Origin of the sequence: Candidatus Paracaedimonas acanthamoebae (assembly GCA_017307065.1) — a bacterium.
Classification (GTDB): domain Bacteria; phylum Pseudomonadota; class Alphaproteobacteria; order Caedimonadales; family Caedimonadaceae; genus Paracaedimonas; species Paracaedimonas acanthamoebae_A.
Genome location: JAFKGL010000031.1, coordinates 1 through 19102 on the forward strand (window position 1 = coordinate 1; position 19102 = coordinate 19102).

Here is a 19102-nt window from a genome sequence, read left to right on the forward strand (position 1 = left end):
TCAAGGTATTGAAAAACTGACTAAGATTATTAGCCTTACACCTAAAGAAGAAATAAAGGAATTTATTGAGCATCCAAATATCCAAAGTTCCATGCCTATGCTGAACGGTGAAGATGTAAGTGAAGAAACTCTTAAAAATCCAGATCAAAGTCAAAAAACAGATTTAGGAGAAGCATTCAATAAAAAGTCAAAATGTTTTTCGAATCAGTCTAAGTGTGTACTTATATGAAGGGAGACTATCTGATTAATATAGAAGGAATTTAATCATATGTAAGCTTGGGTGTTATCTATTTTAAGGAGCTATCCTAGTACAAAAAAAGGGAATAATTAATTTTTTTGATTTTTACTTGTACAAAAAGTTAAAGCCTTTCTGATTTTAAGTGAAATAAAGGTTGTCGAGATAGAACCCTTGCAAAAACTTTCTAAAGCTGCAGCTAGGGTGTGCTCTGCTTTAAATTAAGCAGTATAGACGTTGAATTGTTGGTTAACTAGACGGATTTCTCCCTTGAGTCCTTGACCATACTCCCAAAGATCCATCTGTGCTTTTTTAAACATACGCATAACCTCAAATCCTTTAAGGGGTGCATAAGCTGTCTTCAGAGACTTAAACCCCAGAGTTGGCTTAATTAGTCGCTTAAGTTTACCATAATCTGCTTCAATAAGGTTATTGAGATACTTAACCTGTCGATGTTCAAGGTCTTGAGGGCAGACACGCTCATCCTTTAATTCCTTTATGGCTACAGCATAGGGTGCTGCTTTATCAGTATTAATGGTGCTTGACATTTCTTATTCTTTAAACTTCCTGAGAGTTTTTGGGAGAAAACGTTTGGCAGCTTTTACATTCCTTGTAGATGAAAGGTAAAAGTCTATGGTACGCCCTCGCTTATCAAGAGCTCGATAAAGGTAAGCCCATTTGCCTTTTACCTGCACATAAGTTTCACCAATTCTCCAGCTATAACCAAGTCCTGGCTTCCAATACTACCTAAGACGCTTTTCAAGTTCAGGAGCATATTGAACCCATCGATAAAGAGTTACATGGTCAACCTCAATACTTCGCTCTGTCATCATTTCTTCAAGGTCCATATAACTGATCCCATACTTACAATACCAGCGGACACAGCCAAGAATAATGTCACCTGAAAGTGACGCCACTTAAAATCATCCGTCCAATAATTTCCTATTTTTTTATAAACTTTGGGCGAAGACATAACTTTTTGCAAAGTGCCCTTAAGCTCGGTTTCTGTCATATGGAATGCCTTGAGATTAAGGAATTTAAAATTTTAATAAAATTAATTAAGACTATTTTAAGATCTTTACTTTAATAATAAATAATTGAGGGAGGAAGGCTATGAACAAAATCTTTAATTTAGTGGCAATCTATGTCTTTGCGTTTTTGCTCTTTACCTTTGAAGTACTTGCCCATGGGAGTGAAGACCATGGCGAAAGTAAGCCTTCTCCGCAGGAAAGTACCTCGACCTTAGATTCCGTCCCCACTGATTTAAGTCTGCTTCAAAGAGTCTTTATACCTCAACAAAAGCAACGTGCGGCTAATCTTAAGGTTATCCAAGCACAAGATATAGACCGTCCTCAGTATGTGCTTCTCCCTGCTAAAGTTGTTGCAAGCCCTAATGGCTATGCTCAAGTGCATGTTCCTCAATCTTCAAGAGTAGTTGCAGATCCAACTTATCCTATGCCCACGACAGGAGATAAAGTTGAGGCCAATCAAGTAATTGCTATTGTTGAGCCTCTTGTGAGTTCAGTTGATTTAACGGACAAGAAGACAGAGCTTTATAAAATTGAAGGTGAGATTGCACAACTTGAAAGAGATGTTGAACGACTAACCACTTTAGGAAAATTTTCTGCCCGTAAAAAGCTTGAAGATGCAAAGACAGATTTAGAAAGCGCTAAAAAGCGAAAGCAACAAATCTTAACAACTGGCCTTGGGCGCGAGCTTATCCGTGCGTCTATTGCAGGCATCCTTAGTGATTCACATCTCTTGCCAGGGCAAATTGTTCAACCAGGACAGCCTATTGCAGAAATTGTAGATCCTGCTTCTTTTCAAATTGAGGCCTACACTTATGATTACACTCTCACCAATCAAATTAAAGAAGCTTCTCTCAGATCTCCTTTGGAGCCTGAGAAAGTTTATCCCTTAACCCTTAAAGGCTTAAGCCCAAAAGTTGGTGAGAATGATCAAGCCCGTCATATTTTATTTAGCATAAAAGAAACAGCTCCTGCGCTCATGATAGGAGAGTTCGTCGATGTGATGATCTCGCTTCCTTCAACCTTTAAAAAAGTTGTCATCCCCCAAACAGCCCTTTTTAAAAATGGTAAGACTTATAATGTATTTATCCTTGCAGAACCTGAGCTTATTCTTTCACGCCCCATTCAAGTTGGGATATTCTTTGAAGATAAAGCTGAAATTCTTGAGGGGTTAAAAGCTGGTGAGCGTATTATTGAAAATGTTGAGACGCTGGCAAGAGCTCTTAAGAAATAGGTACATCATGTTTACAAAGATTGTTGAATTCTCCTTAAAAAATAGATGGCTTATCCTCTTCTTATATATGGCTGCTGTCATCTATGGCTCTTTAATTGTGCCTAAAATGCCAATTGACGTCTTCCCAGATCTCAATAGGCCCACTGTAACCCTTTTAACAGAAGCCCCAGGCTTTGCTCCCGAGGAAGTGGAAAAGCAAGTAACCTTTCCTATCGAGACAGCCATGAACGGACTTCCTGGTGTCATGCGTGTGAGATCTACCTCTGGCATTGGTCTTTCGATTGTCTATGTTGAGTTTGACTGGGGCACCGATATTTATCGTAATCGGCAGCTTGTAAATGAAAGGCTTAATACGACACTCTCACAACTTCCTGCTAATGTTATCCCTGCTTTAGGGCCTGTGACTTCCATTATGGGTGAAATCCTTCTTGTTGGAATAAGCTCTCAACGAGGTGAGACTTCTCCTATGGATTTAAGAACGATTGCAGATTGGACTATGCGGCCTCGGCTTTTAAGCATTCCAGGGGTGGCTCAAGTGATTCCAATTGGCGGTGAAGTAAAGGAGTATCAAGTTCAACCTTTAAATCACCGAATGCTGGGATACAATGTAAGCTTAGATGATCTTTTAAAAAGTCTTGAGGGGTTTGCTCAAAATACAACGGGCGGTTACTTTGAAAAATTTAAAACAGAGTCATTGGTTCGTTTCTTAGGCCTTACAAACAAGCTTGAGGATCTTAAAAAGACACCGCTTAAATATCAAGGCGCCCACGCATTAACGCTTGATCAGGTGAGCCATGTTGTCTTTGCACCTACTGTTAAAAGAGGAGATGCCAGCATTAATGGAAAGCCTTCTGTTATTCTTTCAATTCAGAAGCAGCCAGGCGCTGATACAGCTTCTTTAACACGCGACATTGAAAAAAGCCTTAAAGAGCTTCAAAAGACAATGCCTGCAGATGTTAAAGTGGATCAAATTCTCTTCAAACAAGCCACCTTCATTGAAAACTCAATCCGTAATGTAGAAGAAGCTTTAAGAGACGGGGCTATTTTAGTCCTTATCATCCTTTTTGCTTTCCTGATGAACTTTAGCACAACCTTTATCAGTATTACCGCAATTCCTATTTCAATTCTAATTACGGCCGTTATCTTTCATCAATTTGGCTTATCCATTAACACCATGACCTTAGGGGGGCTTGCAATTGCCATTGGAGAGCTTGTGGATGACGCTGTTGTTGATGTTGAGAATATTTTAAGGCGCCTTAAATTAAATGCTAAACTCACGACCCCTTTACCCCTTATTCAAGTGATTAAAGATGCTTCAGTTGAGGTGAGAAGTTCAATCATTTATGCAACCTTGACCGTCGTGCTTGTTTTTCTGCCTCTTTTTGCATTAAGCGGTATTGAAGGCAGACTCTTTAGTCCTTTAGGGGTTGCCTATATCGTCTCAATTCTAGCCTCGCTTCTTGTGTCGATCACCTTAACGCCTGTTTTATCTTATTATCTACTTCCGCGTATTAAGGCGATAAAGCATGGTGATAGCTGGCTTGTCAGGCACCTTAAAGAGTTAGATACCAAAGTCCTTCAATGGTCATTCACGCATCCTAAAATTCCTATTCTTACAACAATCTTACTTACCCTTTTAGCAGCTGCATCCGTTCCCTTCTTAGGCAAATCCTTTCTTCCTTCCTTTAATGAAGGAACGGTGACCATTAACTTAAGGCTTCCCCCAGGGACAGCTCTTGAGGAGACCAATCGGGTGGGTACCATTGCAGAAAAGCTTGTTTTAGAAGTGCCTGAAGTACTCTCTGTTGGGCGCCGAAGCGGGCGCGCAGAGCTTGATGAGCATGCAGAAGGCGTATATTCTTCTGAAATTGATATTGATTTAAAATCATCAAAGCGCTCGCGAGAAGAAGTCTTAAGTGATCTCCGCAGGCGCCTTGCAACCCTTCCAAATGCAGTCATCAATATTGGGCAGCCAATTTCTCACCGCTTAGATCATTTGCTCTCAGGGGTAAGAGCAGAGCTTGCCATTAAAATTTTTGGAGAGGAGCTTAATCAACTTAGAGAAAGTGCTGATAAAGTGAAGTCTCTGATGAAGGACATCAAAGGTATAACGGATTTGCAGGTTGAACAAATAACCTTAATCCCTCAAGTCCAAATTATTCCTAAAAGAGAAGAAGCCCTGAAGTATGGCATTAATGTTAATACCTTAGGAGAAACAATTGAAACCCTTTTATCAGGAAAAATTGTAACTCAAATTTTAGAAGGGGCTAGAAGATACAATCTTGTTGTTCGTTTGCCCGTAGCAGAAAGAGCAGATCTTGATAAAATCCGTAATATGCTTATTGACTCCCCTGCAGGCAAAATTCCTTTATGGTTTGTGGCTGACATTCAAGAAACCCAAGGGCCTAATCAAATAAGCAGGGACAACACCCAAAGGCGTATCGTTGTCTTTGCTAATACCAAAGATCGCGCTTTAGGCGATGTTGCAGAAGATGTTCAAAAAAAGCTTCTATCTCTCAAGCTCCCTGAAGGGTATTTTATCAAGTTTGAAGGGCAGTTTGAAAGTCAGAAGTCAGCAACCCAGCTTATCTTCCTTTTGTCTCTTCTCTCGCTCATGGGTATTTTTATCCTTCTTAATAGCCACTTTAAATCAGCCCCGCTCACGCTCATTATTATGGCGAATGTGCCTATGGCTTTGATTGGAAGTGTTGTTGCAATCTGGGTGACCAATCAAACACTCTCAGTTGCAAGCCTTGTTGGCTTTATCACGTTGACTGGCATTGCAACTCGCAATGGCATTTTGAAGATTTCTCACTACCTTCATTTAATGAAATATGAAGGAGAGAAGTTTACAAAAGAGATGATCATTCGTGGCTCCCTTGAGAGATTATCCCCTGTTCTTATGACAGCACTTGTTGCAGCTTTTGCTCTTATTCCCCTTTTAATAGGAGGCGATCAACCCGGAAAAGAAATTCTTCATCCTGTAGCAGCCGTGATATTTGGTGGCTTGATCTCCTCAACCTTACTCGATACGATCTTAACACCTGTTGTGTTCTGGCTTGTAGGGCAACGTTTGATAGAAACGCAAAAACTTATTATTGAAGAGGAGAAAAACTAAATGAAAAGATTACATATGTATTTGAATACTTTGGGGATGACGCTTGGGGTATTAAGTTTAATGCCTGCAGCATTATCCCATGAAGGCGAGTCACATAAAATGGCATCTGACATGAAAATGAGCCATTGTTCACATGAAGACCAGCAGGATTCCACAATTAAAGTTGATGTTTTGCTCTCAAGCCAAGCGCAAAAGGACAAAATTATACCAACAAGAATAAAACTGACATCCATTAAAGATAACAAGGAAATTTTGCTTTCTGATTTAAAAGAAGTTCATACGAAGAAAATCCATGTGCTGATTTTTGATCAAAACTTAACTGATTATCAGCATGTCCATCCAGAGCCAACAAAAGAGCCAGGGATTTATGAGTTCAGTTGGTCGCCTAAGAATGAGGGGTCTTATAAGATATGGGTTGATATTGTGCCTCTTAAAACAGGAAAAGAAGAATATGTTACAGCACCTCTTGCAACAGTTGGAAGCTTTAGCAAAGCTGCCGACAATCAACTCAGCCAGGAAGCAAAGGTAGACAATAATCTTTATTCTTTAAGGTTTGACACCAAAGAACTCAGAAAAGGCCAAGCTGCTATGGGTACGATAAAAGCTCTCAATAAAGAAGGAAAAGATGTGAAAGATCTTGAGCCAATTATGGGGGCTTTTGCTCATATTGTTGCTATCAATGAAGATTTTAATACGATTGCGCATGTCCATCCTATGGGTAAAGAGCCAACAGATGAAAAGGCAAGAGGAGGACCTGAGCTTATGTTTCATTTTATGCCAGAGAAGTCAGGTTTTTATAAAATATGGTTACAGATTAAACTGGCGGGTAAAGAAATCTTTGTCCCTTTTGGTGTAAATGTGAAATAGACCATAAACAAGAGGCGTCGGAATGCTGGAAATAGTAAGCTTATTTATGGTCATAATGATTGGGATCGTGTCAACGATCCCAGCTGAAGCAACCCGTCGCCATCGCGTTGCAGCGTTTAGAAAAAAACAAGCTGAAGAAGAAGCAAAAAAACTAGAGGAAAAACAAAAACAAGAAGAACAATCGCAAATAGAGAAAAAAGCTAAACAACAAGAAGAGACATCAAGTTTAACACCAAAAAAACAAGAACGTCTTAAAATTATAGTTCCTAGAGTGGATAAGTAAATTTGTGAATAAAATTATCTTATGGCAAGGTAATAAGCTTTTTAAATGCATATCATGTTCAACTCTCATGGTTGATCTTTACTCTTTTTTAACAGCGAATTGCCATGATTAAGTAAGACAAAGCATTTATGTACGCAAAGGGAATGGCATGAGCTTATTTAATATTAAGAATAAGATGGTAAATAAAATAAAAGCACTGGCTCTAATGGCACTTTGTATACTTATCTCTACAGGTGGCTACTTCCTCTTGAAGCCTTTTTTCTCTCTGCAAACAAACAAGTCTCAATCTTCAAAGAAAATCCTTTATTGGATCGATCCTATGGAGCCACACATCCATTATGAGGGCCCTGGTAAATCACGCATGAATATGGATCTTGTGCCTGTTTATGAAGAAGAGAAAAAGAAAGAGACGACTACACTCCAGATCTCACCAAACATCGTTAATAACTTGGGCGTAAGAACAGCTCTTGTTGAGGAAGGTCCTATAAGCATGACAATCAGGGCATTTGGTTCAATTAAAGCTGATGAGACTAAAATTGCGCATATCCATACGTATGTCGATGGATGGATCCAAAAGCTTCACACGAAGGCAACAGAGGGTGTCGTTGAGAAAGATCAACCCTTATTTGAGATTTACTCTCGTAATCTTGTTTTTTCACAAAAAGAGTATCTCTTGACTCTAAAAGACAGCTATAAAGAATATAAGGATCCTCAGGCTTCAAAATTAAAAGCTCTCGGTGTTTCTGAAAAGCAAATTAAAGAACTACTCAAGACGAACAAATCGAGTCCTCTTGTGACAATATATGCCCCTCAAAAGGGTTTTGTTGATAGTTTGAATATTCGCGAAGGTATGTATGTCTCACCTGAGACGACGGTTATGAGCCTTACAGATCTTTCAGAGGTATGGGTTATTGCAGAGATTTTCCCTTCTCAACTTTCTTATGTGAAAGAAAAACAAGCCGCTAAAATTTACTTGCCTCAGTTGTCCCATCTTAGCTGGCAAGGAGAAGTAGATTACATTTATCCAACAATTGACCCAACCTCTCAAACGCTTAAAGTTCGAATCCGCCTTAATAATCCAGAGTGGCTCTTTAAGCCCAATATGCTTGTGGCTGTTGAAATACAAGAAGCGCCTAAACAAGCTCTAACGATCCCAAGTGAAGCTGTTATCTGGAGTAGTCACAAGCAACATGTGATTTTAGCGCTCGGTGAAGGCAAATTCCAAGCGCGTCAAGTGACCACAGGGATTCAATCAGAAGGGCGCATAGAGATCCTCTCAGGGCTCAATAAAGGAGAGCATGTGGTTACGTCTTCGCAGTTCCTCTTGGATTCTGAGATTAATCTTAAAGCAGGGTTTGAGCGCTTAGAAGAGCCTTCTGCTTCACATTCAAAGCACTCAGGGCATTCCTCATGATATCAAAGATTATAGACTGGTCACTTAAATTTAGGCACCTCATTCTACTAGGTGCAAGCATTATTCTCTTGTGGGGGGCCTATGTGTTTAAAAAAACCCCTGTTGATGCAATTCCTGATCTCTCAGATATTCAAGTAATTATTAAAACAGATTACCCTGGGCGCGCGCCTAAAGTGGTTGAGGAGCAGGTTACTTACCCCTTAACAACGTCCATGATGGCTGTTCCAGGGGCTAAAGAGGTGCGAGGCTATTCTTCTTTTGGCAGTTCCTTTGTGTATATCTTATTCGAAGCAGGAACAGATCTTTATTGGGCGCGTTCTCGTGTTCTTGAATACTTAAATCAAGCAACCAGCAAGCTTCCCTCAAATGTACGCCCTGAGCTTGGCCCTGATGCAACAGGGGTGGGATGGATTTATGAATATGCATTAATTGATCGCACTGGCAACAGAGATTTAGCGCAACTCAGGAGCCTTCAAGATTGGTTCTTAAAGTATGAGCTGCGGACTGTCCCTGGGGTTGCGGAAGTGGCCACTTTAGGGGGAATGGTGAAGCAGTACCAAATTATCCTCGATCCTTACATCTTAAGGGCTCTTCATCTCTCTGTTGGTGAGGTTATTGAAAGAGTAAAAAAGGCTAATAGCTCAGGGGGTGGTTCAATCTTAGAACTTGCTGAAGCAGAATATATGCTTCAAGCTGAGGGGTATTTAAAATCACTTCAAGATATTGAGCAGATTCCTATAGGCGTTAATAAGAATGGAACACCTATCCTCTTAAAGGAGGTTGCTAAAATACAGCTAGGCCCTCAACTTCGACGTGGCTTAGCAGAACTTAATGGCCAAGGTGAGGTTGTTGGGGGAATTATTGTCATGCGCTCAGGGAAGAATGCGCTTGAAACCATTGAAGGCGTTAAACATAAACTTGAGAGTCTCAAAAAAAGTCTACCAAATGGGGTTGAGATTGTCCCAACCTATGATCGCTCTAAGGTCATTAAGAATGCGATCAAGAATCTTTTTGTGAAATTAATAGAAGAGAGCATGGTTGTCGCGCTTGTCTGCTTAATATTCCTCTTTCATTTACGCTCCGCCTTTGCTGTTATTCTCACTTTGCCCTTGGGCATTTTATCAGCTTTTCTTGTGATGTATTATCAAGGGATTAACGCAAATATTATGTCTTTGGGGGGCATAGCTATTGCCATTGGAGCCATGGTGGATGTTGCTATTGTTATGGTTGAGAATGTTCATAAACATATGGAGTCTTGGCAGCAGCAACACCCTGGAAAAGAAGTATCACTCCCTCAGCATATTACTCTGGTTAAAGAAGCAGCTGTTGAGGTAGGTTCGCCCTTATTTTTTAGCCTTCTTATTATCACCATTAGCTTTCTGCCCGTGTTTACCTTACAAGGGCAAGAAGGGCTTCTCTTCTCGCCACTTGCTTTAACAAAGACCTATGCTATGGCAGCTGCCGCAGGCTTATCGATTACTTTGGTGCCTGCTCTGATTGTTTACCTTATTCGTGGTAAGCTTCCTTCTGAAGACAAGAATCCTCTCAATCGTGTGTTGATGCGTCTTTATCTTCGCGCCATAAAGCCTGTCTTGCGATTCCCTAAGACAACACTTCTCACCTCTTGTATCCTCTTAGGGCTTACGGCTTATCCCATTGCACGCCTGGGCACAGAGTTCATGCCGCCTTTACAAGAGGGAGATTTACTTTATATGCCTAGTGCTTTTCCAAGTCTATCTGTTGGAAAAGCAACTCAAATCCTTCAACAAACTGACAAGCTTATTGCTCAAATTCCTGAAGTTGAGACCGTCTTTGGAAAGATGGGGCGCGCTGAGACGGCAACCGATCCTGCCCCCTTAGAAATGGTAGAGACTACGATCCAACTTAAAGATCCTTCTCAATGGCGAAAAGGAATGACAATGGATAAAATTATTGCTGAGCTTGATCAAGCCGTTAAGATCCCAGGACTTGTTAACCTTTGGGTGCAGCCTATCCGAAATCGCATTGATATGCTCTCCACAGGTATCAAAGGCTCTTTAGGTTTAAAAATTGCTGGGTCTGACATAAAAGTAATTGAGACTCTTGGCCAGAAGGTTGAAAAGCTTTTAAAAGAAGTCCCAGGGACTGGTTCTATTTATGCAGAGCGCTTACAAGGCGGGCGTTATATTGATGTTTCAATCAATCGCGCTCTCGCGGCACGATATGGACTTAATATATCGGATATCCAAGACGTCATTAATACTGCCATTGGGGGAGAGACGATTAGTGAAACGATTGAAGGAATTGAGCGTTATCCTATTACTATACGCTTTCCCTTAGATTGGCGGGACTCTGTGCCAAAGCTTAAAGATTTTCCTATTCTCACGCCCACGAAAGCTTTTGTACCTTTAGGATCAATTGCCGATATTCGTTTTATAGAAGGGCCTGCGATGTTGCGTCTTGAGAATGCCCGCCCTAGTGGGTGGGTGTTTATTGATGTGCGTGATCGTGATTTAAGCTCTTATGTTAAAGAGGCCCAAGACCTTGTAAAAGAGAGACTTTCACTTCCTGCTGGATACTCCTTAACGTGGGCAGGGCAATATGAATCCATTCAAAGGGCTCAGCAAAGTATCCTTATGATTGTGCCTTTAACGCTTATAAGCATTCTTTTCCTGCTATATGCAATTTTCCGCAGGTGGGCAGAGCCACTTTTGATCATGGGAACTCTCCCCTTTGCTTTAATTGGAGGACTCTGGCTGGTTTACATCTTAGGATATCACCTCTCTGTTGCTGTTAATGTTGGTTTTATAGCTTTAGCGGGGGTTGCTGCTGAGTTTGGTGTGGTTTTATTGATTTATCTCAAGATGTCGATCAAGAAATTTGAAGAAGAAGGGAAGCTTATTACTTTACAAGGCTTACAAGATGCCATTATTGAAGGTGCCGTCATGAGAGTACGTCCTAAATCAATGACGGTTGCAATTATTCTTGTGGGGTTGTCCCCTATTATGTTTGGAAGTGGTACAGGCTCAGATGTCATGAAACGCATTGCTGCCCCTATGCTGGGGGGGATGATCACGGCGCCTATCCTGTCAATGTTTGTGGTACCCGCGTTTTATCTTCTTTGGCAAAAGTGGCGGCGAAAGCTTAATTAAAGTGAGATAAACGTCTTCGCCAGCAATTGCGGGGTCCTTAGAGGCTCAAATTTTTAGTCTCTCTTAATGATTTCTTAAAGCTATCTTTTTACAAAAATAGGACTAGAAAGATAAAGCCAGATTGTGCATTTTTGGGCTCTGCAACATGACTTCTATTAGGAAAATAGAATAAAAAAAAGAGTGAGATGATATAGTTGTCTCTCTTTAAAGAGGCGGTTGAGAGCTATAAGAAAATGTAGCTCTCAACTACACTAGATTTAGAGCTTACTTGATGAGATATCTTCTATGTGAGCACTGCAGCAAGAGAGCTTCTTTACATCTGTAAAGAAGGTTTGCGCACACAACTTTAATCCTTCTACCATAGTTAAATAAGGAAAGAGCTTACTTGCCAACTCATCAGTGGTCATCTTGTTGTGAATAGCAAGCGCTGCTGATTGAATCACATCACCTGCTTCTGAAGCCACAATTTGAGATCCAAGAATTAGCTTTGTCTTTTTATCAGCAACAAGCTTAATAAACCCGCGAGTATCAAAGTTCGCTAAAGCTCTTGGGACATTATCTAAAGTAAGTGTCCTTGTCTCAACTTCATATCCTTGTTCCTTTGCTTGCTTTGCTGAAAGCCCTACAGTTGCTACTTGTGGATCAGTAAAAGTTACTGCAGGCACAACAGAGAGATCTAAGGGTGACTCTACGCCCGTGTGTTCACTGAGCATATTAATGGCAGCTTTATTACCCGCTGCAGCAGCGACATAGACATATTGAGGAAGCTGAGTGCAATCTCCAGCAGAGAAGATATTTTTTACACTTGTACGCAGATACTCATCAACTAGAATTCTCCCTTCAGAATCAAGCTTTACTCCAACTTCTCCAAGACCTAAGTTTTTACTATTTGCATGTCGTCCTGTGGCCACAAGAAGATGGTCTCCAAAGAGTGTTTCTTCTCCAATATTAATATGGAAGAAGTCCTCTTTGTGTTCAACAGATTTTGGAAGCGTATGAGTGAGAACCCTTATGCCTTCGCCTTCGAATATGCCTTTCAATTCTTTACTAATGTCTGGATCTTCTCTTGAAAGCAGTGTGCTTCTGGCAAGAAGAGTCACTTTTGATCCCAAATGGGAGAAAGCTTGTGCAAGTTCAACGGCTACAAAGGATCCCCCTAGAACAATAAGATGTTTAGGTACTATACCGCTGAAGAGAGCTTCTGTTGATGTCCAATAGGGTGTCTTATTGAGTCCTTCAATATCTGGAATTGTAGGAGAGCTTCCTGTTGTAAGAAGGATTTTAGTTGGATTAAGTTCAAGAGGATCCTTCTCAGGTATGTGGACTAAGACTTTGTTTGAACCTATCAGGCGAGCTGTTCCTTGAATGAATTTAATTTTTGGGTTTTGAAGTAGAATGTCCTCATACTTTGTTTTCCTGAGTTCTAAAACTCGATCTTGGAGCTGATCAAAGACAAGTTTATTCTGGATTGTGGGTTGGTTCTTTTGGATCCCTTTAAAAGGGTGATCTTCTTGCATATGAGCAATCTGCCCGGAGCGTATGAGAATTTTAGAAGGGACGCAGCCGACATTGACACAGGTACCCCCTACTGTTTTCTCCTCAATCATGGTCACTTTTGCTCCCCTACTTGCAAGATGAATGGCAGCCGAAAACGCAGCAGATCCACTTCCAATAATGGCAATGTCCTCATCTGTAATCGATGCTAAGAGGGGATTAATGTTTAAGAACAGCGCAGCTGCAGCTGCAATAACTGATTTAAGAAATGATGGTTTATTCATGATATTTCTCCTTCCTATAGTACTCTGCACCTTGGAGTATACTTCAAGGTCAAGCACTTTCTTCATGGAGTGAATTTCCTCAGCTGCGAGGAAGAAGGAATTGTGAGGTGATCGAAGACTGAACAATTTCACTCATCCGACCATTAATAGATTAATTGATTATAAAGGGCTTATTCAGGAAAATGGGTTATTTGTTAAAATCTTGCTCAAGCTTTTTACCGAATTGTGCTTGGTTTTTTAGCTGCCCAATTTTAAAAGCTTCCTCAATTGAGATAATATAAGTTTTAGAATGTTCTTTTATCCACTCGTGACCGATTTCTGCTGAAGGGAAGAAATTGATATAGTGACAAAAGTTACTTTGTATGTTCTTTTGAATACACTCTTTACTCGGCAACATAAAGGATATTACTGCTTCTTTAGGTTCGATAGATTTTACCCCTTCTTGATTGAGACGGATCTTCACAATGCTGTCATCTACAGGACAATGAGATTCTATCTCAAGTGTTTTGCCTAAAATAGCAGGCAGGAATAAGGTATCCCATGCACACCATGTGTAAAGCGTACGATTATCAAACATGATTTTATGTTTTGTAGGCTTAAACGTGAGTCCGCCATACCCAATAATATGTTGTTCCTCGTCATAATATACATCTGGCCACTTTTGCATCATTTCCTTTACTGTTGATTGGGATAAGCTCACTGATTCAGCCAAGCTATTAACATCAACAGGAGTACCTTCAGCCAAAAGGTGAAAAAGCTTTAAGGAAACAGCTTGTTCTTGTTCAGATGGTACTGGATATTGAGATATAAAGAGCTTGGCCATATGTGTAGGTAGAGAAGGGATATAATCAACTGCAAATTGACAAAGTTTATCACAAGTAGTTTCTAAAAAACACTTGGATGCAATAGGGCTTTCTTCTTTCTGCTCTTCTTCTTTATTTGGCAATGTTCTAGAAGTCTCTGATTTACTGCCCGTAATAGCAATGTCCTCATCTGTAATTGTTGCTAAAAGAGGATTCATGTTTAAGAACAGCGCAGCTGCAGCTACAATAATTGATTTAAAAAATGATAGTTTCTTCATGGTATTTTCTCCTTTCTATACGACTCTGCAGCTTGAAGTATACTTCAATGTCAATCCCTCTATTTAAAGAGATAATTTTATTTGACTTAGGAGTATGCTCTAAAGTGTATACTTTGGAGTGATGGAAAAGGTTACACAAGGTAAATGCTCATGGAATATTATATTGGTCAATTAGCTAGAGAAATCCAAGTTAAAACAGACACGATTCGCTTTTATGAGAAAATTGGCCTCATGCCCAAGCCTTTGCAGTCTCTCAACGGTTACCGTTATTATAGCTCAGAGGATCTCAAACGACTAAAGTTTATTGTTCGTGCTAAAGAAATGGGGTTTACATTAGCTGAGATTAAAGGACTGCTAAACATTAAGCTTTCTTCAGAGGATACCTGTGATGCAGTTTATGCAAAATCTCACCATAAAATAAAGCTCATTGACCAAAAAATAAGTGAATTAAAAAAAGTGAAAATCGCATTAGGTAAGTTAATGGAAAAGTGCCACCTAGAAGACCATTTGCAGAGTGAGTGCCCAATTCTAGATGCATTAGAAGCAGAGGAATAAGACGATGCATAGCAAATCCACTTGGGCAGCTTTTATAAGTACTTTAGGCTCTTCCTTTTTAGCATCCTTATGTTGTATTGGGCCTTTGCTGGCTGTAGTCTTAGGAGTAGGGGGAGCCTGGGCGAGTTATAGCGCTTTCTTTGCACCCTATCGCCCTTACATGATTACCCTTATGGGGCTTTCACTCTGCTATTCTTTTTATACACTCTACCTAAAATCTCCAGCTTGTGAGGTTGAAAATGGTTGCGTACACTCTAGAGCACTTTCTATCCAGAGACTAATATTTTGGATTATAGCGGCGCTATCAATTGCTCTTATAGCCCTTCCTTAGATAATTCTTTCAAATTTGAAAATTATTGCTTGTTTTATTATTCTAGCTTAACCTCATAATGAATCTAGCAGAGGAGCCCTACATGAAAGCTTACTTATTAAAACCATTTGCTGTTTTATCTCTTATAATCTTTGTTCCTACTTTACAGGCGACAGACTCTTTTAAAGAAGAGGAGACTTGGTTTGGACGTACTGTAAGAGCTTCTCAAAACTTCTGCTACCAAGTCATGGCTAAAACATTCTGGGATCCTCTTATGAGTGGATTTAAGCCTGGAAGAGTTATTGCGATCAGTGAATTAGATATCCAGCCTGATGATAAAGTCCTTTTTGTCGGAGAAGGAACAGGACTCGATTTTGAAGTATTGCCAGAAGGCTTGAATAAGAACAAGTTACAAGCATTTGACTTTTCTCCTGAAATGGTGAAGCAAGCTAAACTGAAGGCTCGTCAGTTTGATATTCCAGATGAAAATATCTTTATTGGAGATGCTCAACATTTGCTCTTTAAAGAGGAGAAGTTTAATAAAATATACTTTCCTCTCTCTTTAGCCTCAATCCCAGATCCAACATTAGCACTACAAGAAGCAGAAAGAGTTCTTGAGAAAAAAGGAAGAGTAGTAATTATGGAAAAGCTTATTGATGATGGCCATCAACCTTCCTCTTTACGCCAACTCTTAAACTTTTTTACAAAGTTTATATTTGCAGATATTAATCGGAATCTTACCCAAATCTTAGGAGAGGGTTCTTCCTTTAAGATTATTAATTACCAATCTTTAGAAGGCAAATTATCAGGATTTTTTGCGAGAAGAATAGGAGCTTCTTATCGCATCGCAACTCTTGTACGCATTAACGACTACCCAGAGATTGAAGCTCAAGGTGCAAAACTAGAGCAAAAGGCTAAAACGGATTAACCTATTCAAAGTTTGTTTCCTTTTATAGGATAGTTTACTCGGTAGGGAATAAAGGAGAAAATGGTTAAAGATGAATACGAAGAGTTTAGATAGATTTTATCATTGAACTCTTGGTTGGCTCCGTCTTTTTTAAATCCTTAAGGTTTCTTGCTATTAACATAGCTATAGATAAGTATGAAATTTGAGCCTCAGTTGAACTCGATGAGTAGCGAAAATTAGCTTATTCAAATTCTCCAGTTATATAAGCAGTTTCTGCTTGCAAGCATTGAATAAACACAAGAACATGATTTCTAATCTCTTCTTGGCGCTCTGGGGTTAAATAAGATTCAACCTCAAAGAAGTATTTTGAAAGATGAGCTCTTTTGCTGAGGAATTCTAACTTTTGTTGCTCTCTAAAAGGTTCTAAAGCTTCCTTGGGAACCAGGCTTAAAGCTTCAATCTGCTCCCATTTATTTTGAATAAAGGAAAAGATGTCGTAAGATTGTTGAGTTGATACCTCTGGATATTCTAGTATTCCAAGGCAAGCGGCATAAGATAACAAATCTACTTTTGCAAGCCACCTTAAGTAGTTAATAACGCCTAACGTGGCAGGGCAAGGGGTTAATCGCTTGAGTTGCTCTTTGCTATAACCTAGTTCCATAAGTCCTTTTAAGAGCATATTGCTATACCAATAACTCTCAGAGAGTGTGCTACATAATTGTTCTTTTAAATTGAAATTGGTTGTTTGGGAGATAGCGGCGCTTAAATGATCGGGAAATGACTCTGCGAAGTGATAGAGAGCAAGTAGGTTATGGATCAATATTTCCTTAAGATTTTCCTTGTTATCCATATTGATAGGGCTTATTTTCTCAACCCTTCTCGCGCGTTCAATACTAATAAGATGAGCATAAAAGGAAGATGCAGGGACAAGGCTTTTACTGCATAGAACTAAAAAACCTATCTCGTAAAGCGGTTGCAAAGTATACCTAATTTCTGTCTCAGAAGTCTCATAAATGTTTGCAATCTCTTTGACAGTATAATCTCCATTTAAGTAAGGCATGAGCTCGCGTAGTACTAACATGACCGAAGCATCAAATTCTATTGTAGTACTGAAGTTTCTAAATCCATGGATTGGAGAATGGAAACCCTCTAGTGAGCTTTGTTCGTAAATAAGTGTGATACTAGGGTTTATTTTTAGGCGAATATCCTCTTTTAAAGAGCCTATCAACTTTGAAGTTGTAACAACTCTAGCCTCATTGGTATAGTATTCAGTGCTCTCGGGATGAGGGAAAGCAATTAACGACTTGAATAGCTCAAGTGAAGAAGTTTCATGAATGGTAATACTTTGATTATTCTTAAAATAACTTGCCAAAGAAAAGTGTTGTTGATGTGTTTTTTCATTTTCTTCCATTTGATTCCTCCCTAACAATGTTGAAATTATTCCTTGCGTATTTGATTATTATGTAGAGCAGCTTAAATAGAGGCTAGATTGTATGTCTGATTTAAAAGTTCCCATTCATGCGCTGAAGCCTCTGAAAAAACTTGCTTTATTGCTGATTTTTGTTCTGCAGGAATAGTGCGGAACTGAGTATCAAGAGAATTAATGATTCTTATTATGGGTTCTCTTGCATCATGGTAAAAGCAATACTTAATGTACCTCTTATAAGGGTGTTTAAACAGGTTCAGCTTTATAAACTTCTGGCGTAATTGAGCTTTGAACCAGAACCGAGGCAATATTGCTGTGAGAAATAGAAATTTATCCTCTAATATGCTTAAAAAGTTTATATATTCTTTGCAAACGGGGAGAACCTCATACGAGGAGATCCTAAATTTACCTAATTGGTTGCTAAGATCATCAGCTTCAATAAGGGAATAGTTTGCGATTTTTAGAAATAAAGGCTTTATATAGGTTGTATGATTTAGCCTAGATATGGCTATTAATTGTTGTGAGATTTCATACCCTAGCCATGTTTGCTGTTCGAGGAAAAGTCTAAACAGTTCTTCATCAAGTGTTCCACCTATTAATTCTTTGATTAAAGCATGGTTAAGGACATCTTCATCTACACAAAAGCAAGTTCTCTCCATAATCTCAATAAGAGGCTTGCTTGATTCCTTTGATATAGAAACGCTATACATCTCCCATCCTTCCCTAGTCGTCTTTTTTTATTTTCATTTATATTTTCTCAGCTTGCAGACTTATAAGTCTGTATCTTATAAAAGGGGTACATAGTTCATAAGCATGCGTGAACGTTATTGTATGTAAACATTGTACTTGTACAATTTACATTGTACTGTTGTCAAGATGCTTTATGTTGTTTATTTTTGTTTTTAGATAGTATTGGAATTGAAAGTTATGAGTGGGGTACTTGTTAATAAGCTCAAAAAGAAAATAGAAGAGAAGAATTACTCTGTAGCGGAATTGGAAAGAGTTGCTGGGTTAAAAGGCCATGCAATAAGAAACATTCTTCGTGGAAGATCACAAAAACCAAGTATAGAGATTCTACAACGTGCTGCAAGTGTGTTAGGATGTTCCATTTTAGAGTTTCTCGATGAAAAAGAACTTGGGCAAGTAAATCTCGTGCCTCAGGGGCGTCCAGCACCAAGTAAGAAAGAAACAATTCTCGTAAAAAATGTTTCTTTATATGAACAAGTTGTAAAACTTGTGTTTAATATTTATCAAGAAAAAAATTATATAGCTTCTACTGAACAAGCATCATATGTCATCAATGAAGTTTATGCTTTTGCAGAGAAAAATCAATCAAACAAGCCAGATAAGACATTTGCAGAGTGGCTAATCAGCAATTGTATTTCTTCATAGTTACCACGGAACCCGCAGCCCATTTTTATCTAAGAAAAGAATGATATCTTTTGTTCTTGGGTGGTTCAACCCAAAGTGATCAATATGAAGAAGTAAGTATCTACGAGTTAAATCAATTCTTCTTTTCTGTGCACTTATAATTGCCAGTCTTGAATATAAACGACTGATATCATCAAATTCTTTAATAGAAGTAATTTTAACCCGAACTATGTTTAAGGAATATCAATTAACATATTGAAAGTATTGAGGTAATCTCGATTTGAAGAATAGGGAGATACCTCAATGCTGATAGATTACGATAGATTATTTTATTTTGTCGATAACTTTTGTAAAGGCTTTGAGC

General features: G+C 39.2%; 15 protein-coding genes and 1 pseudogene. 11 read left to right on the top strand and 5 right to left on the bottom strand.

Features of this window, described 5'->3' with window-relative positions:
* On the top strand, positions 1-229 hold a 229-nt coding region (locus J0H12_06865), incomplete at its 5' end, for a hypothetical protein (protein ID MBN9413624.1).
* A 227-nt stretch (positions 230-456) separates the two neighbouring features.
* On the opposite strand, the pseudogene J0H12_06870 reads toward J0H12_06865, so the two are convergent.
* Positions 457-1152: pseudogene (locus tag J0H12_06870) on the bottom strand (IS6 family transposase).
* Positions 1153-1348: 196 nt separating this feature from the next.
* Here J0H12_06870 and J0H12_06875 point away from each other — a divergent pair.
* From J0H12_06875 to J0H12_06900, 6 genes are all read left to right on the top strand, one after another.
* Positions 1349-2497, top strand: a complete 1149-nt coding sequence (locus J0H12_06875) for an efflux RND transporter periplasmic adaptor subunit (protein MBN9413625.1) — start codon at positions 1349-1351, stop codon at positions 2495-2497.
* Positions 2498-2504: 7 nt separating this feature from the next.
* A complete protein-coding gene (locus tag J0H12_06880) occupies positions 2505-5615 on the top strand; it encodes an efflux RND transporter permease subunit (protein ID MBN9413626.1) in 3111 nt (1036 codons plus the stop codon).
* Positions 5616-6482, top strand: a complete 867-nt coding sequence (locus tag J0H12_06885; protein MBN9413627.1) for a hypothetical protein — start codon at positions 5616-5618, stop codon at positions 6480-6482.
* Between the two features lie 22 nt (positions 6483-6504).
* Entirely contained in the window at positions 6505-6765 is a 261-nt protein-coding gene (locus tag J0H12_06890; GenBank protein ID MBN9413628.1) for a hypothetical protein, read from the top strand.
* Between the two features lie 148 nt (positions 6766-6913).
* A complete protein-coding gene (locus tag J0H12_06895; GenBank protein MBN9413629.1) occupies positions 6914-8179 on the top strand; it encodes an efflux RND transporter periplasmic adaptor subunit in 1266 nt (421 codons plus the stop codon).
* Entirely contained in the window at positions 8176-11310 is a 3135-nt protein-coding gene (locus J0H12_06900; GenBank protein ID MBN9413630.1) for an efflux RND transporter permease subunit, read from the top strand. The genes J0H12_06895 and J0H12_06900 overlap by 4 nt, the downstream gene beginning before the upstream one ends.
* A 257-nt stretch (positions 11311-11567) precedes the next feature.
* Here J0H12_06900 and merA read toward each other — a convergent pair whose 3' ends face one another.
* The gene (gene merA, locus J0H12_06905; protein MBN9413631.1) at positions 11568-13088 is read right to left on the bottom strand and encodes a mercury(II) reductase; all 1521 of its coding nucleotides are present in this window, start codon (positions 13086-13088) and stop codon (positions 11568-11570) included.
* Positions 13089-13275: 187 nt separating this feature from the next.
* Positions 13276-14169: a hypothetical protein gene (locus J0H12_06910; protein MBN9413632.1), complete on the bottom strand. Its 894-nt coding sequence runs from the start codon at positions 14167-14169 to the stop codon at positions 13276-13278.
* A 150-nt stretch (positions 14170-14319) separates the two neighbouring features.
* On the opposite strand from J0H12_06910, the gene J0H12_06915 reads away from it, so the two are divergent.
* From J0H12_06915 to J0H12_06925, 3 genes are all read left to right on the top strand, one after another.
* Complete coding sequence (locus J0H12_06915) at positions 14320-14724, top strand: heavy metal-responsive transcriptional regulator (GenBank protein ID MBN9413633.1); 405 nt, start codon at positions 14320-14322, stop codon at positions 14722-14724.
* A 4-nt stretch (positions 14725-14728) separates the two neighbouring features.
* Complete coding sequence (locus J0H12_06920) at positions 14729-15055, top strand: mercury transporter MerT (protein MBN9413634.1); 327 nt, start codon at positions 14729-14731, stop codon at positions 15053-15055.
* An 82-nt stretch (positions 15056-15137) separates the two neighbouring features.
* Positions 15138-15962 (top strand): methyltransferase domain-containing protein, encoded by an 825-nt coding sequence (locus J0H12_06925; protein MBN9413635.1) that lies wholly within the window; start codon positions 15138-15140, stop codon positions 15960-15962.
* Positions 15963-16182: 220 nt separating this feature from the next.
* On the opposite strand, the gene J0H12_06930 is transcribed toward J0H12_06925, so the two are convergent.
* Positions 16183-17352, bottom strand: coding sequence for a hypothetical protein (locus J0H12_06930; protein ID MBN9413636.1), 1170 nt, complete (start codon positions 17350-17352; stop codon positions 16183-16185).
* Between the two features lie 62 nt (positions 17353-17414).
* Positions 17415-18077 carry a hypothetical protein gene (locus tag J0H12_06935; protein MBN9413637.1) on the bottom strand — a complete coding sequence of 221 codons (663 nt, stop codon included), beginning with the start codon at positions 18075-18077 and terminating at the stop codon, positions 17415-17417.
* 217 nt (positions 18078-18294) lie between these two features.
* On the opposite strand from J0H12_06935, the gene J0H12_06940 reads away from it, so the two are divergent.
* Positions 18295-18759 carry a helix-turn-helix transcriptional regulator gene (locus tag J0H12_06940; GenBank protein MBN9413638.1) on the top strand — a complete coding sequence of 155 codons (465 nt, stop codon included), beginning with the start codon at positions 18295-18297 and terminating at the stop codon, positions 18757-18759.
* The last annotated feature ends 343 nt before the right edge of the window (positions 18760-19102 follow it).